This is a genomic window from Pleurocapsa sp. PCC 7319, assembly GCF_000332195.1.
Classification (GTDB): domain Bacteria; phylum Cyanobacteriota; class Cyanobacteriia; order Cyanobacteriales; family Xenococcaceae; genus Waterburya.
Genome location: NZ_KB235922.1, coordinates 1,175,902 through 1,191,649, shown reverse-complemented (window position 1 = coordinate 1,191,649; position 15,748 = coordinate 1,175,902). Strand labels below are relative to the sequence as shown.

The following is a 15,748-nucleotide window of genomic DNA, read 5'->3' as shown; positions in this document are numbered from 1 at the left end:
ATTAAACAATTGATTTCTAGGTTAATTTGCGGAAATATATCAATTTTAAAAATATATTTAATTATTTTCTAGGAACTAAATCTACCTAAGTTCAAAAAAATATTGTTATCATATCCCGTATTGTTTTAGAGCGATACCAAGTCACAGACTACATCTCCCCTGGAACAACGGAGTGATCTGTGTACTTTGGTCAGAACTATTGTTTTATGCTGGGAGACACAAAAGTGACAAAAGTAGATTTAAATGGTAAACCATTTCACTTTATTGGTATCGGTGGAATTGGAATGTCGGCTTTAGCCTATATAGTTGCTCAGCGCCAACTACCAGTATCAGGTTCTGATTTACGTACTAGCCATATCACAAGACGCTTAGAAGCGTTAGGAGTTAAAATTTTTCCCGTTCAAGAAGCGAGTAATTTAGATTTTTTTGCTACTTACCTCAATCAAGAACGTCAATCTTTATCAGTATCTACTAGGGGAAAAACAGATACTGTTGTAGAAGTTAAAACCGAGGAAGATCATGTAGATTGTTTACCCCAGATTATCTGTTCTACGGCGATCGCTGAGAATAATCCCGAATATCAAGCTGCGGTTAAATTAGGCTGTACTATTTTCCATCGCTCCGATCTATTAGCAGCTCTAATTAATGAATATCACAGCATAGCTGTTTCTGGAACCCATGGCAAAACCACCACTAGCAGCTTAATTGGTCATATGCTATTGCAGTGTGATCTCGACCCAACTATCATCGTCGGTGGAGAAGTAGAAGCATGGGAAGGTAATGCTCGCAGTGGTCAAGGGAAGTATTTGGTAGCAGAGGCAGATGAGTCTGATGGTTCCTTGGTAAAACATCACCCCAGCATTGGCATCATTACTAATATTGAACTAGATCATCCCGATCGTTATCAAGATATTCAAGAAGTAATCAGTATTTTCCAAACCTTTGCTGGACAGTGTAATACTTTAATTGGTTGTGTTGATGATCCGATTATTCGTGATGAATTAGCCATCACCATTAGCTATAGTCTAAATCCAGCCACAGGGGCAGATTATACTGCCAAGGATATTGCATACCATTCTCAAGGAGTTACGGCTGAAATTTGGGAACGAGGAGTTTGCTTAGGAGTATTACAGCTGCCTCTTTTGGGAGAACATAACTTGAGTAATGCTCTTGCAGCGATCGCTGTGGGACGTAAAGTAGGCTTAGAATTTACTACTATTGCTGAATCATTAGCTAAGTTTAAGGGAACAAAGAGACGATTTGAACATCGTGGAGAAGCTAATGGGATTGTCTTTATCGATGACTATGCACATCATCCCAGCGAAATTAAGGCGACGTTGGCTTCTGCCAAGTTGAGAGTAGAAGGCAAAGAATCTTTACATCGAGTTGTGGCAGTTTTTCAACCTCATCGTTATAGTCGTACCCATACTTTTCTACAGGAATTTTCTACTGTCTTTAAAGATGCTGATGTGGTGGTAATTACAGATATTTATAGTGCAGGAGAAAAAAATATCTTCGGAGTTACAGGAAAAGATCTAGCTAAAGCGATCGCTATAAATCACACTCATGTTCACTATCATGCTTCGGTAGATTCTATTGCTGACTTTTTGAAGCAAGAAATCTTACAACCAGGAGATCTTGCTATGTACCTAGGTGCAGGAAATCTTAATCAAGCCATTCCCAAAACTATTGCTCTTTTTCAGTAATCGGGGAGCAATAAATTGTTACGGATATTCAGCTATTAGCATTTAGCAATCAACCTCTAAATTACGATTTGTTCTAACTACTTTTACTCGATCAGACTAGCCAAATCCTGTTCCAGAAGATATCATCAATCAACCGTATTTATAAGTTATTAATTAATTAGTCTTTATAAATTAAATGAATAGAGATAATTTAATTCAGTCTGAAGTATCTTTAGCCAACCAAACTTCTTACAAAGTTGGTGGTGATGCCCAATGGTATGCTGCACCAAGAAACTGGGATGAACTTGAGGCTAGTTTTGAATGGTATCAGTCACAGGATATACCCCTAACTTTGTTGGGAGCTGGTTCAAACCTACTGGTTAGCGATCGCGGTATACCAGGATTAGTTCTTTCAACCCGATATTTTCGCAGTTATGAGTTTAATCCTGAAACAGGTTTGTTAACTGCTGATGCGGGAGAAGCGATCGCCAAATTAGCCTGGAAAGCTGCTAAAAGAGGTCTCAAAGGGCTAGAGTGGGCGGTGGGTATTCCTGGTACCGTAGGCGGTGGGGTAGTAATGAATGCAGGGGCTCATTCGTCATGTATGGCTGATATTCTGATTAGTGCTACTGTTTTAACTCCCGATGGCACGATTACAGAAGTTACTCCAGAAGAATTAGATTATGCTTATCGTACTTCTAATTTGCAAGGGGATAATCGTATGGTTGTGAGGGCGACGATGCAGCTTGAACCTGGCTTCACTAAAGCTGAAATCATGAACCTCTCTAATCAAAATTGGACTCAACGTAAAACTAGCCAACCTTATCATCTTCCCAGTTGTGGTAGCGTTTTCCGTAATCCTCAACCTCATGCTGCTGCTAGATTAATTGAACAGCTAGGTTTAAAAGGATATAAGATAGGTGATGCTCAGATAGCCCACCGTCATGCTAATTTTATTCTCAACTGTGGTACGGCTACCGCCAACGATATTTTTCAACTGATTCGTTATGCTCAAGAGAAAGTAGAATATCATTGGTCAGTATCTCTAGAGCCAGAAGTTAAGCTAATCGGAGAATTCTAGATAGCTTTTTTTCAGGGTGTGTCATCATTTGGGGGAAAAGATGCTTTTGAAGATATTTTGACGAGATACAAGAAGAAAAATGTTCTGCATAGCAGAGCTATGGAGGTTATTTTTCGACGCAGTAAGTCGTTAAAAGAACGAGAAAAGTACTTTTTTTCTAATTGATGACACACCCTAAGTTAAACTAATCGATCTGGTAAATTTTGTAGTCACCAATAAATAAACTAAAAACTAATTATAGATATGGCAGGAAAAGGATTTGGTCCATTAGGAAAAATGAAAGAACTTGCTGATGCTTTTAAAAAAGCTCAGGAGGTACAAGCAGGAGCACAACAACTCCAAAATGAGTTGGAACAATTAGAAATTGAAGGAACTAGTGAAGACGGATTGGTCAAGGTGGTGATGAGTGGGAACCAAGAACCCCGTCGTGTAGAGATTTCTCCCGATGCAATGTCCCAAGGAGCAGAAGCTCTCTCAGCATCAGTAACCTTTGCGATGCAATCTGCTTACGAACAGTCTACAGAAATGATGCGTGGACGCATGGAAGAACTAACCAGTGGTTTGAATCTTCCTGGAATGTAAATTTAACCAATAGCTATCAGCTTTTAGCTATCAGCCTTCAGCTTTTTGTTGACACAAATCACGTAACTGATAATGATAGCTGATAGTTGATAGCTTGTTGAAATCAACAAAAATTTATGAATTCCGACAAAAAATTTGCTTTCTTAGTATTGGGACTTCCCTTAATCGGTCTAATTTACTGTGGCTTAGGTGTAGTGGCTATGACTTCTAGTAGTACTGTGAGAGAGCATCCTCTGATTTCTGGAGCAATTTTCATTTTGTTGCCATTTAGTATAGCTGCTTATACTTGGATTTCCGCTTCGGCAAAAGCTTATAAAAAGTAATCAGCGATTACTACCATAGAAAAAATATTGATTTACAATATAAAAACCTAGCAGACTTGGGTTTTAGCTTATAGATGCCAGAAATTTTAAGAGAAGATGGGTACGTAGTGAAGATCTGGTTTAACGATCATCCACCTCGTCACGTTCACGTTTTCAAGGCAAATGGAGAATGTGTGATTGAATTAAAAGATGAAAACAATCCTCCCGTGCTTCTTAAATATGAAGGCATGAATCGAAAAGAAATTTCAAAAGCTTTACGTTTAGTCAATAGCTATCAAGGAAAGTTACTCGAAGAATGGCAGACTATTCACGGAGATAAATAATGGCAGCGCAATTAACACAGCAAGAAATAGATAATCAGATAGAAGCAGCAATCGCACTTTCAGCAGAGCGAGAAAAAACCGAGCCAAAAGCTTGTGATGTCTGGTACGACAAAAAGTCAAACAACATAGTCATTCAATTTGACAATGGCTGTAAATTTGAATGTCCAGTTTCATTGCTTCAAGGTGTATGTAACCTGCCAGATGATGAAATTGTCAAAGTTAAATTAACTCCTGCGGGTTGGGGACTAACCTGGGAAGATGCTGACATCGATCTCGGTGTTAATGAGCTGGTTAACGGAATATTTGGTACAAAAGCCTGGATGAAGAAAATAGCAGCCAAAGGTGGTAAATCCACATCTGAGAAAAAGAAAGCGGCATCAAGAGCTAACGGTAAAAAAGGCGGTAGACCAAGAAAATACGAAGGTTCTGTAAAAACAACTTAAGAAACTGGGGCAGTTAAACAAGGAAACAATACTCACCCCGTGTGCAACTTTTTTGGAGTCAACGTGAGCGTCCAACGAATTTGGATTCGTTAAATCTGAAAGAAACAATTTGTTTCCTAAGAGTTCGACGAAGCGAATCTAATTCACTAAGCATCTTATCTAAATATTGAAATAATAGACGGTTTGACCCCCAGATATTTAACTACTAATTGATGGAGCCATCTATTCCAGAGTGCCATAGTTGATGCGGTGGCGATCGCTGCTCCCATAATTCCGAGAGTTGGGATTAAGATCCCATTGAGAACCAGATTTAAAACAGCACTACAGCCCAGGACATAGGCACATTGCTTATGATGTCCTGTCATTTCCATTAAATAGCCTACTGAACCAGCTCCAACGTTTACTAGTTGTCCCAGAATAAGAACGGTCATTGACCAGCGTGCAGCGATAAATTCATCGCCAAATAGACCCAAAACGCGTTCGCCAAAGAAAATTAATAGTAAAGCACAAACTAAAGTAGGGTAGAACATCCACTGAGCAACGGTAGCAGTTAACTTTTGTAATCCTTGAGAGTCTCCCTGAGCGTGTAAAGTGGCAAACATCGGTGCCGCGATCGCATTAACCGCAGCCAGAATAAAACTCACCCCCGCAGCGGTTTTAAAAGCAGCACTATAGAGTCCCACATGAAATGAGCCTAAGATAGCACCAGTCATAATCGTATCGGTTTGGGAAAGCACTACAAATGCCCCATCATTAAATAGCAGGGGGATAGCAACAGCAAACCATTCTCGACGGGAGTAGATCGGCTCGATAATGGCACACTGTTTTGGTAGTTGCCGATTAAATAACCATAGCTGAGAGAGCAAAATTAAAGACAGACTCAAAAAAGTAATCGCGATCGCGATACTACTAGACAAGCGATCGCGATAGTAAAATGCACCACCAATTACTAAGAGGGGAAACATAACGGAAGATGGCATATAGGCTAAGGTCATACGTTTAATACCACGAGACATTTCTCGTTGATGCCTGACTAATGCCCACAGGGGAATTGTGCTAATGCCCAATAAAAAAGAAACCAGGGCAATTTCCGAATTTTGTCGATTCCAGCTAATAATAATTCCGCTACCAATCAAAGTAAACAAAATACTGCTAATCAACACATAACGCCAACTACCCCAAACAATACCTCGTAATTTTCCCCAATCCTCTTTAACGCTGTATTCAGGAATAAACCGTAGCAGACAACTAGGCAAACCCAAGGCAGCCAGAAAACCAAGAAATGTGCCAATACTAATCACATAATCATAAACTCCGTACTGAGTCGCTCCCATCCATCGTGCTAACAATACTTGCATCGTATAGGTGATAGCAATTCCCGATAGTTGGAGACTTAGAGCGATCGCTGCTCCTCGAAATAAATAAGTGAGCAATTCAGATTTGACAAATCGGTTGATAATTGACATACGTGAATTCGGAGTTAGGAGTTAGGAGTTAGGAGTTAGGAGTTAGGAGTTAGGAGTTAGGAGTTAGGAGTTAGAAGTTGTGATTTTTCTTCTAACTATGCGAGATGAACTTATTATGATTAATAGTGTTTATCGACCAAATTTCTGTCTAATTCTACTCATCAACATATCTAATTCAGGTAATCTCAATTGCGCTGCAATTAAACCAAAAACAATAATTGCTATTCCGCTAGAAACAGTCAACTCAATCAACAGCAGTAATAAATTATCGTTGCCGATCGCTCGTTGTAAAAGCTGACTAGTAATATAACTAGTCAATCCAGCCACCGCACTAGCAAAAAATAACCCAATAATGCCCCTGCTCCATTCCCATAAGGGAAGACCATTTAAACGACGGTGTAATATCCAGATAAATATTGCCATCGAAGTGATATTTACTCCCACTGTAGCCATAATTAATCCCGGTGCAGCAAAAGCCTTGATTAAAAAGTAATCTAAGATAGCATTCAAAAAGATATTAATAATGCTGACTTTAAAAGGAGTGTCCCCGTCTCCCAGAGCATAAAATACCCTCACCAAAATATCTCTCCCTAAATAGAAAAACATCCCAAAGCCGTAAACCACTAATAGAGAAGCCACAAATTGAGCGTCTTTGGAGCTAAATTGACCACGCTCAAAAGCTAATTTGATAATTGGTACAGCCAAAGACATAAAAATTGCTGTTAAAGGCAACATAGTCAGGGCACTAAGAAATATTCCTTGACGTATCCTAGTTTTCAATTCTGGCCAGTTTTCTGGGGCAGCTAAACTAGAAAAAATTGGTAAAAAAGGCATCAATATGGCATTAGAAATAATACCTAAGGGAGTAATAAAAATAAAAGTGGCATTGCGAATGGCAGCAGCAGCACCTGCTATTCCAGAAACAAAGAATAGATCGACGTTTAAATTTACGTATAGCATCCCCGACGAAAGAGTAGCGGGAGTCATCACTTTAAATACTTCCATTACCCCTGGCGTATTCCAGTTAAATCGCAGTTTTAACTGACCCATACCAGCCCGCCACTGCACAATTAATTGGGCTAACCACTGCAAAATCGCCCCCCCTAAGGTTGCACTCGCCAAGACGATTGCTCCTAGTTGCAAATATGAGGCAGTATTTAATTGCTCTCCTAGTTTCCAAAAAATCAACCCTACCCCTACAGTAATTGTCACGCTGGAAAATAAGGGACTAATACTAGGTAGCAAATAACTATCAGCCGCGTTGAGAGTACCAAAACCGATACCAATTAATCCTGCTAACAAAGCCAAGGGAGCCATAATTTGCAGTTGCAGGGTGGCAATCCGTTTTACTTCAGGGGTTAATTCTGAACCTATAATATCGATGAAGTTACCAGCAAAGATAATTATTATTAGAGTGACTAGTAGTAGTAAGATGCTGACTAAAGTAGAAACCGTTTCCACGATTGGTGCAGCTTCTGACTTGTCTTTCTTCGCCAGAACACTAACCAAAGCACTGTGAAAAGGACCATTAATGCCCCCAATTAAGACAAAGAGAAATCCAGGAATAGTATAGGCATAGGCATAAGCATTACTGACGGTACCAATACCAAAAGCTGCTGCAACTACTAGCTCGCGGACAAAACCGAAAAGTTTACTGACGAGGGTAGCGATCGCCACTATTTTAGCGACACTACCAACGGAAGGAGATGATTTTTTATCTGTAGCCACAATATTACATTTGCGTGATTAGCAATCGATCTATCATTACAGAAGTAAATAATAAGCTGATTAATTAGTCTGTAATTTCCCACTCTCCTCATGAGCACATTAGAACATCCTTACCTTAAACTGATCGATGATTTACTAAGCAATCCACGAGAGCAAGAGACTAACATTTTAAATGCCAATCAACAGTTAGTTAACCAAGAGTTTATTAGCTGCTTGATGTCTGTGGGCGAAAAACTGAGACGTTCAGGAAATATTTCTCATGCAGAGCGTTTGATTAACTTAGCAGGTAAATTGTTACAGTTAGAAAAAAATAATAACTCGGCTAATCGGCGACGAGAGTACTTTCAGTTTTTAATGACTCTGTTGCAAAAGGTAGCAAATCAGGAATCAACCAGTGAGATATATGCTTTTATTCGCAACAATCAAGATCGGCTGGATCACAATTCCACCAAAATTCTTGATTACTGGGCAAATGAAACAATTGCGTCGGTTGATTCTCCCCGCCAAAGAGCGATCGCTAAAGATTTAGTTAATTTTGGTAATTTAATCGGTAGTTTTCCCGCAGGGGATAAGGCTAATAATTTAGAATTGGCAATTGTTAGTTATCAAGTTGCTTTGAAGACATATCAGCCAACTATTTTTCCCAAAAATTGGGCTATGATCCAGGCTAATTTAGGTAATGCCTTGCGAGATCGGGTTGTAGGGAATCGCCGTAAAAATATCGAACAGGCGATCGCCAATTATCAACTAGCATTAGAAGTAATTACCCAAGAAAAATATTCCTATTTATGGGCAAATATCCAACGTAATCTTGCTATTGCTTATACTTATAGAGTCGAAGGCGATCGCGCTAAAAACATCGAACAGGCGATCGCTCTCTACAAGCGATGTTTATCAATCCATACTTTGGAAAATTATCCCCAAGATTGGGCAGCAACACATAACAACCTGGGAGATATCTATCCTAACCGCTTAGTAGGAGATCAAGCCACTAATATCGAAACTGCAATTAACCATTTAGAAAAAGCTCTAGGGATATATGATCTAGCAGCCAATCCCCATCGTTGGGCAATGTTACAAAATAACCTAGGTAACGCTTTTCAATCTCGGATTAGGGGCGATAAAACTGAGAATATTGAAAGAGCAATCTCTCATTATCAAAATGCTTTATCAATTCATACCTTAGAAAAATTTCCTTACAATTGGGCGATGTTAAATAACAATCTAGGCGGTGCTTTTCGTTATCGAGAGAAAGGGGAATCTGAAGAGAATAAACGCCAGGCTCTTTCTTTCTTGAATAAGGCGTTGTTAGTTTACACCAAAGATAAGTTTCCCCGTCAATGGGCAGATATTCAGCGTAATATGGAAGCAATTAGAAAAACCTAGTAGTTCAGTCGAAGTTCGTAGGGGCGAACTGCGGTTCGCCCTTACTATCAACTGGGACGAACCGCAGCCAAAATTGTGTAATAGTTTAATCTGAAATTTGTTAAATTTTTATCAATAGAATTTAATAAATTGATGACAAACCTAGGAAAGTATGGCATATACAAAGGGCGAAGATAACAAAATCGCGATCTAAATAGTTTTTATTCGCTATGTATGTACGTTTTTTTAGTAAGCTTTCCTTGCTCATTAGCATCTTAGCCTTACCGCAGTTTATTACCTCTACCTCAGCTCCACAATCATTTCTCTGTTCTTCTGTATTGGCTGCGGATACAAAAGAACTAGGGAAAGAAGGTGATAATGGAGATGAAGGTGCTAAAGGAGATAATGGTCGCAACGGTGATAATTTAACTGTGTTTGCCGATGGTTCCCCAATGACCTTGGATCTGACGGGTGGGGATGGGATGCCTGGAGAAGCAGGAGCTAAAGGAGAGGATGCTTCTTGTGAGCAACAATCAAAAGAAGTAGGAAAAAATTTACGCGGTGCGGACGGTGGTCACGGTGGTGACGGTGGTGATGGTGGTGTGGGGGGCAATGGTGGCTCACTAACTGTGTACACTACTAATCAAGAACACTTGAAGCAGATTTATGTAATTGCTGCAGGGGGAGAAGGTGGTGTTCCAGGAAAAGGAGGAGAAGGCGGTGTAGGCTGTCAATGTGAGAGTCCATACTGGAACGAGGAGACTTGCTCTGGTAAGCCTGGAAGCCCCGATTATAAATGCTCTACTCAAGAGTTTCAGTGTGCCGATGGTTACTCTGGTAAAAAAGGACGCAGTGCGAGAAAAGGTAGAGAAGGTAAGGTAGGAAATCTAACTTTAATTAACTTAGACAAATCTCTGGCTCCAGATGCCCCACAAGTTACTATGCCGATCCGGGAATTAAAAACCAGAGGATTTACTTTATCGAGAAATATCTGGAAAAGTAAAGACAACGCTTCTTCATTATTTGCGCCGGGGTCAATTATTGCTGACAAGTACAAAGAATTAGTGGCACGCCATGAACATTCTGTACTAATGGTATGGGATGCACCTCAACCAGTAGAGGAATATGGCGACCAGGAAATCACTCTTAGTCTTCAAGGAGAGAATAAGGCTGGGGTCTCTCTTCCCGAAGACACTTGGCTAGAAACACAAACTATCCAACGAGATAAGCTAACGGAGTTGTTTGTTTTCAATGCTGTTCGCACCAAAGATGTCGATAAGTTGAGTATTGAGGATATATCTGGTCAGGGAGCAAATTTAAAATTAACCATACTGGATAAAGCCGAAAAGTCTAATATAATTGCCACGGACTTTCAAGTTAAATATCTAGTTAACGAAAAGTCAATCAGGAGATCAATTTTTGGCAGCGATCGAGGTGATTATACTAGCCAATACCGAGGATCGGTTCCCTCAGAAGCGATCGTTCAAGACGGAAATTTATTTACCTTGCAATTAGGTAAATTACCCATTCCCCAAGAATATCTTCAGCCAGGAATCAAGATAGATGTGGAAGTAATTGCTAAACGATCTTTGGGAGATAACTCCATGGTCAAAAAATTATCGAAACGCGCCACCATTAAATCAGTCGATGCTGAATCTTAAAAAATCAAATCTATGAGAGTGTTTTGACCGCGACTTCAATGGCTCGTTGAACGGCAAGATCTTTATCAGAGATAATTACAGTCTCAGACTTGGTACGTTGTGCCACTACGGCACAAACACCAGCAGCAGCAAAACCATATACTCCAGCCATCTTAAATAGAGTTCCTACTTCCATTTCATAATTGATAATATTGAGTTGACGATAGGTAGCAGTAATTCCAGTAAGCCATGGTTGAAGATGGGGATTAGCTGAAGATTCACTTCTTTCTTGTCCTTCATAAAAGGTGTCTACTGAAGCGGTAATACCGAGATGACAGGCAATACCTAACTTACGAGCAGTTTCCATTAAAGCCACTGTTAAATAAGGATCGGCGACAGCAGGATACTCTATAGGAGCTATATCAATAGCTGCTCCTTGACGACATAAGGCTGCTTGAGACACAACAATACTACCTACGGGAACAGTTGGCTGAATTGAGCCACAAGTACCAATTCTAATAAACTGCTTAATACCCACTTGTACTAATTCATTGACTACAATACTCAAGGACGGTGCTCCCATTCCGCTAGTAGCCACTAAGATCGATTTGCCATTAGGCAGATAACCTAAGTAGCTATTCAGTCCTCGATATTCTGAGAGTAGTTTGACATTTTGTAAATAAGTCTGAGCTATGTATTGCGATCGCTCGGGCTCTCCAGATAAAAGTACTGTCTGAGGTAGATCAACACCTAAATCTGACTGGCTAAAGCCTATATGATAAAGTCTCATTGGGAAATCTGCTTATAAACTAAAGACTATGAGGAATTGAAAATAAATAAATGTTAGATAAATGTCCGGTTAACATTGATGATTGATTGCTAATTACAATTGACTGATACTGAACGATGGTAACTCTCGAAAAATTTTCCGCAATTGTTTCTAGTTGCAAAAACAGCTCTATAGGTAAGCATTTACCAAATGGGCTATGTATTCATTTTGATGCTTTATCGAAACTACATCCACTATTACAAAAATATGAGCATCAAGCTAGAAATTTAGTGGCTAACGCCGATCATGCTACCATCGTTGAATTTGCTACGGATCGCCCCCAAATCTCTTATTTATACTATCCTGACTTTGATCGCGATCCTCATCCTTCCTTGCACCAAAGTATTATCGTCGATTTGACTACTGAGCAGGTTTCCGTCAAACAGTATCATAATTCTCATAATCCACCGATCCTTCATCGCAAAGAAACCTTCGTCAGTCAAGACTATCCGCTTTACCAAACCTTTGCCCAATTAACTCAAGCGGAAGTTGATTTAGGTTTATTAGATAACGCTTGCCATATTAGTACTCTACAAGAATGGACGCGCTTGTTGCTGCAACAAGGAATATCTTTGGTCGGTCATCATGTCGCTTGTCCTGTAGACTCTCCTACTTTGGGAAAACAAACCATCTTAATCGAAAGACATAAAGCCGCTATCAAACGCTCCGAATTATCTCGACCAGTAAAAATTGCCTTGTCAGCAAATTTATTTGAGGAAGGAACTACCTTTTTCGACTATGGCTGTGGTTATGGAACAGATGTCAAGCAAATCAGCAAGCAAGGTTATGCTAGTTCTGGTTGGGATCCTTACTATCAACCTGATGCTGCGATTGAACCTGCCGATATCGTCAACCTCGGCTACATTATCAATATTATCGAGGGTACAGAAGAAAGACGAGAAGCCCTCCTTAAAGCCTGGGAATTAACTCGTCAAGTTTTGATTGTTGCGGCACAAGTATTAGTAGACGATCGCCGTCGGGGCTTGATGGCTTATGGCGATGGAAGAGTTACCAACCCCGATACTTTCCAGCAATATTACGAACAAGAAGAACTAAAACTGTACATCGATCAAGTAATTGGCGTGGATTCTATTCCCGTAGGCTTAGGCATATATTTTGTTTTTCGTGACGAAATCCAAGCCGAATCATTTCGCGCTTCTCGTTTATTTTCTAGTAGTAGTCCCCCAAAAGTTCCAGCTGAAAATAAAACTTGGTCACAATATCGTGAATTATTAACTCCTTTACTCAATTTTTATGTCCAACGGGGTCGTTTGCCAGTAAAAGAAGAATTAAGCTCAGAAGCGGCTATTAAAGACGAGTTTAGAAGCTACCAACGAGCCTTTAAATTTATCATACAAGCTACGTCAAGAGAAAAATGGGAGGCGATCGCCGAACAGCGTCGTCAAGACTTACTGGTCTACTTAGCCTTGGGTAAATATAGTGGTCGTCCTACCATCCGAAAACTGGCTCCAGAAATTAAAGCCGACATCAAAGCCTTGTTTGGTAGCTATAAAAAAGCCTGTTCATTAGCTGATCAGATGCTAGTTAATGTGAGAGACATGAACAAAATTGCTCATCTTTGTACCACTAGTAAAATCGGCAAGCAACTTAATAATGCGATCGCGGTTCATATCAGTGCCCTCGAAAAATTACCTCCCCTCCTGCGATTATACGAAGGCTGCGCTAGTCGTAACTTCTATCGCCTCGAAAACGCCAATATTATCAAACTCTACTACAACAAACCAAAAGTAACCTATTTGGTATATCCTGAGTTCGATACCCAGGCTCATCCTACTTTACAAGCAACTATGGAAGTAGATTTAAATAACTTATCTATTACCTATCACGATATCTCCGATGAAACCAACCCCTTAATTCTGCACCAAAAAGATGCTTTGGTTGCGCCAGACTATCCTAGTTATCAAAAATTTGTCCGCCTAACCAAAAAAGAACAAAGTTCAGGATTGCTAGAAAATAAAGATGCAATTCGTCGCCTTCATGGTTGGTTGCGCTGTCTGAGGGAGCATGAAGTTAAGATTGAGGGACATAAGTTGAGTACGGGTGCCAAGTAAAGTAATTGTCAAAAATTAATAATTAGTAATTATTAACCAAATATAGCTCAAATTATTTACACAAAGTCAAACGAAACAATTACATCATCGAAGTCGGCATCGCCAAGACCAACCTTGTCTTCAAAGCCGAAGGTATTGTCACCCAAAAGCTTAGAATGATCTGCACCATCGCTATTGGCTCTAGTATGTGAGAAGAATACCTCACTGGCTGTGGGATTAGTTCCATCTACGACTAAAAAGACACCAAGGTATTTACCACCAGCAATGGTGCCAGTGAAGTTTTTTTCTTGACCATTTTCACCCGATAAAGTGAGATCTAATTGTCTGGCTATTGCTGCTTCTTTATATCCTGCATCTCCAGGGTTTAGGGTAGTACCAGAAATATCTGTAATGGCACCAGTAGCATCGTCAGTAGTATAAAAGCCCACTACATTGTCAAAATCTGCTTCGCGGAAGACGCTAAAGGTCATATCCTGGGGACCAGATAGCCCTGTCAGATCGATCGCTGCCGCATCATCTGCACCATCGGCTTCCAGCACATTAGTAGTGGGGATAATGTCGACAACCGAAGCTAATAAATCGGTATCACCATCAAAATCGAACTCAATTTCTCCATTAGGACCACTGGAAATAGTGGCTACTTTAGTAACGCCGTTTTCTACGAGTTCGAGTTCGAGAGTAGAGTTGTCTGATAGCAAAGAACGATCAACAGTAAAGGAAGGATCATAAGAAGAAGGCAAGTCTTCCCCTTCTAGCAGTGAGAAGCTACCAACTTGAGTACGGTTGCCGCTAGAGTCAACGCTAAAAATGTCAATTTCACCTAGACTAGTCTCACTGTCTTGAGTGATCGAGAACCTGATAGAACTATCAGGACCTAGGTTGTTAACTTCAAATGTATTCGGACTGGCGCTAGAGGGAGAGACCGTGGGAGAAGTTGGATCGTAAGTACGAGTGAGTTGAGCGGCAGTATTGTTATTCCCCGCAGCATCGGTCGCCACGTTATCGGCGATATCCACTGTGACATTACCATCGGCGGAAGGAGTCACCTCAAAGGTATAGTCTCTGCCCGAGCCTTTAAAGTTACTTACAGTACCATTAGCGATGGTGAGATCTGTTTCATCAAAGTCACTGGTATCTTCACTAAAGGTAGCGGTAACTAAGAAGGGAGCATTAGTAGGATCGGGACTGGAGCTACCGAGAGTGACCGTGGGAGAAGTTTGATCGTAAGTACGAGTGAGGGTGGAAGCGGCAGTATTGTTATTCCCCGCAGCATCGGTCGCCACGTTATCGGCGATATCCACTGTGACATTACCATCGGCGGAAGGAGTCACCTCAAAGGTATAGTCTCTGCCCGTGCCACTAAAGTTACTTACAGTACCATTAGCGATGGTGAGATCTGTTTCATCAAAGTCACTGGTATCTTCACTAAAGGTAGCGGTAACGGTGAAGGGAGCATTAGTAGGATCGGGACTGGAGCTAGCGAGAGTGACCGTGGGAGAAGTTTGATCGTAAGTACGAGTGAGGGTGGAAGCGGCAGTATTGTTATTCCCCGCAGCATCGGTCGCCACGTTATCGGCGATATCCACTGTGACATTACCATCGGCGGAAGGAGTCACCTCAAAGGTATAGTCTGTGCCCGAGCCTTTAAAGTTACTTACAGTACCATTAGCAATGGTGAGATCTGTTTCATCAAAACCAGTCACATTTTCACTAAAGGTAGCGGTAACGGTGAAGGGAACATTCGTAAGATTAGGACTAGTACTCGAGAGAGAGACCGTGGGAGAAGTGGGATCGTAAGTACGAGTGAGTTGAGCGGCGGCAGTATTGTTATTCCCCGCAGCATCGGTCGCCACGTTATCGGCGATATCCACTGTGACATTACCATCGGCAGTAGGAGTCACCTCAAAGGTATAGTCTCTGCCCGTGCCACTAAAGTTACTCACAGTACCATTAGCGATGGTGAGATCTGTTTCATCAAAGTCACTGGTATCTTCACTAAAGGTAGCGGTAACGGTGAAGGGAGCATTAGTAGGATCGGGACTGGAGCTACCGAGAGTGACCGTGGGAGGAGTTGGATCGTAAGTACGAGTGAGGGTGGAAGCGGCAGTATTGTTATTCCCCGCAGCATCGGTCGCCACGTTATCGGCGATATCCACTGTGACATTACCATCGGCGGAAGGAGTCACCTCAAAGGTATAGTCTGTGCCCGAG

General features: G+C 40.9%; 13 protein-coding genes. 9 read left to right on the top strand and 4 right to left on the bottom strand.

The genetic code is table 11. The features are described 5' to 3' along the window. The first annotated feature begins 206 nt into the window (after positions 1–206). From murC to PLEUR7319_RS0109405, 6 genes are all read left to right on the top strand, one after another. Positions 207–1,706, top strand: a complete 1,500-nt coding sequence (murC, locus tag PLEUR7319_RS0109430) for a UDP-N-acetylmuramate--L-alanine ligase (protein WP_019504970.1) — start codon at positions 207–209, stop codon at positions 1,704–1,706. 175 nt (positions 1,707–1,881) lie between these two features. Further along, positions 1,882–2,766, top strand: a complete 885-nt coding sequence (gene murB, locus PLEUR7319_RS0109425; RefSeq protein ID WP_019504969.1) for a UDP-N-acetylmuramate dehydrogenase — start codon at positions 1,882–1,884, stop codon at positions 2,764–2,766. A gap of 243 nt (positions 2,767–3,009) precedes the next feature. Continuing rightward, positions 3,010–3,348, top strand: coding sequence for a YbaB/EbfC family nucleoid-associated protein (locus PLEUR7319_RS0109420; RefSeq protein ID WP_019504968.1), 339 nt, complete (start codon positions 3,010–3,012; stop codon positions 3,346–3,348). Between the two features lie 116 nt (positions 3,349–3,464). Next, complete coding sequence (locus PLEUR7319_RS0109415) at positions 3,465–3,671, top strand: hypothetical protein (RefSeq protein ID WP_019504967.1); 207 nt, start codon at positions 3,465–3,467, stop codon at positions 3,669–3,671. Positions 3,672–3,745: 74 nt separating this feature from the next. Further along, positions 3,746–3,994 carry a DUF4160 domain-containing protein gene (locus PLEUR7319_RS0109410; protein ID WP_019504966.1) on the top strand — a complete coding sequence of 83 codons (249 nt, stop codon included), beginning with the start codon at positions 3,746–3,748 and terminating at the stop codon, positions 3,992–3,994. After that, positions 3,994–4,437, top strand: a complete 444-nt coding sequence (locus PLEUR7319_RS0109405; protein WP_019504965.1) for a DUF2442 domain-containing protein — start codon at positions 3,994–3,996, stop codon at positions 4,435–4,437. The genes PLEUR7319_RS0109410 and PLEUR7319_RS0109405 overlap by 1 nt, the downstream gene beginning before the upstream one ends. 155 nt (positions 4,438–4,592) lie before the next feature. Here PLEUR7319_RS0109405 and PLEUR7319_RS0109400 read toward each other — a convergent pair whose 3' ends face one another. Further along, on the bottom strand, positions 4,593–5,903 hold the full coding sequence (locus PLEUR7319_RS0109400) for an oligosaccharide flippase family protein (RefSeq protein WP_019504964.1): 1,311 nt from the start codon (positions 5,901–5,903) through the stop codon (positions 4,593–4,595). 129 nt (positions 5,904–6,032) lie between these two features. Further along, entirely contained in the window at positions 6,033–7,631 is a 1,599-nt protein-coding gene (gene murJ, locus PLEUR7319_RS0109395; RefSeq protein ID WP_019504963.1) for a murein biosynthesis integral membrane protein MurJ, read from the bottom strand. A 90-nt stretch (positions 7,632–7,721) separates the two neighbouring features. Here murJ and PLEUR7319_RS0109390 point away from each other — a divergent pair, with 90 nt between their 5' ends. Further along, a complete protein-coding gene (locus tag PLEUR7319_RS0109390) occupies positions 7,722–9,017 on the top strand; it encodes a tetratricopeptide repeat protein (RefSeq protein WP_019504962.1) in 1,296 nt (431 codons plus the stop codon). 209 nt (positions 9,018–9,226) lie between these two features. Beyond that, positions 9,227–10,657: a hypothetical protein gene (locus tag PLEUR7319_RS41210; protein WP_019504961.1), complete on the top strand. Its 1,431-nt coding sequence runs from the start codon at positions 9,227–9,229 to the stop codon at positions 10,655–10,657. Positions 10,658–10,667: 10 nt separating this feature from the next. Here PLEUR7319_RS41210 and PLEUR7319_RS0109380 read toward each other — a convergent pair whose 3' ends face one another. Further along, positions 10,668–11,426 carry a nucleoside phosphorylase gene (locus tag PLEUR7319_RS0109380; protein WP_019504960.1) on the bottom strand — a complete coding sequence of 253 codons (759 nt, stop codon included), beginning with the start codon at positions 11,424–11,426 and terminating at the stop codon, positions 10,668–10,670. Between the two features lie 116 nt (positions 11,427–11,542). Here PLEUR7319_RS0109380 and PLEUR7319_RS0109375 point away from each other — a divergent pair, with 116 nt between their 5' ends. Continuing rightward, positions 11,543–13,537 carry a DNA phosphorothioation-associated putative methyltransferase gene (locus PLEUR7319_RS0109375; RefSeq protein ID WP_019504959.1) on the top strand — a complete coding sequence of 665 codons (1,995 nt, stop codon included), beginning with the start codon at positions 11,543–11,545 and terminating at the stop codon, positions 13,535–13,537. Positions 13,538–13,593: 56 nt separating this feature from the next. On the opposite strand, the gene PLEUR7319_RS37960 is transcribed toward PLEUR7319_RS0109375, so the two are convergent. Next, positions 13,594–15,748 (bottom strand): Ig-like domain-containing protein (locus PLEUR7319_RS37960; protein ID WP_158441821.1); only part of this gene is annotated, 2,155 nt, incomplete at its 5' end.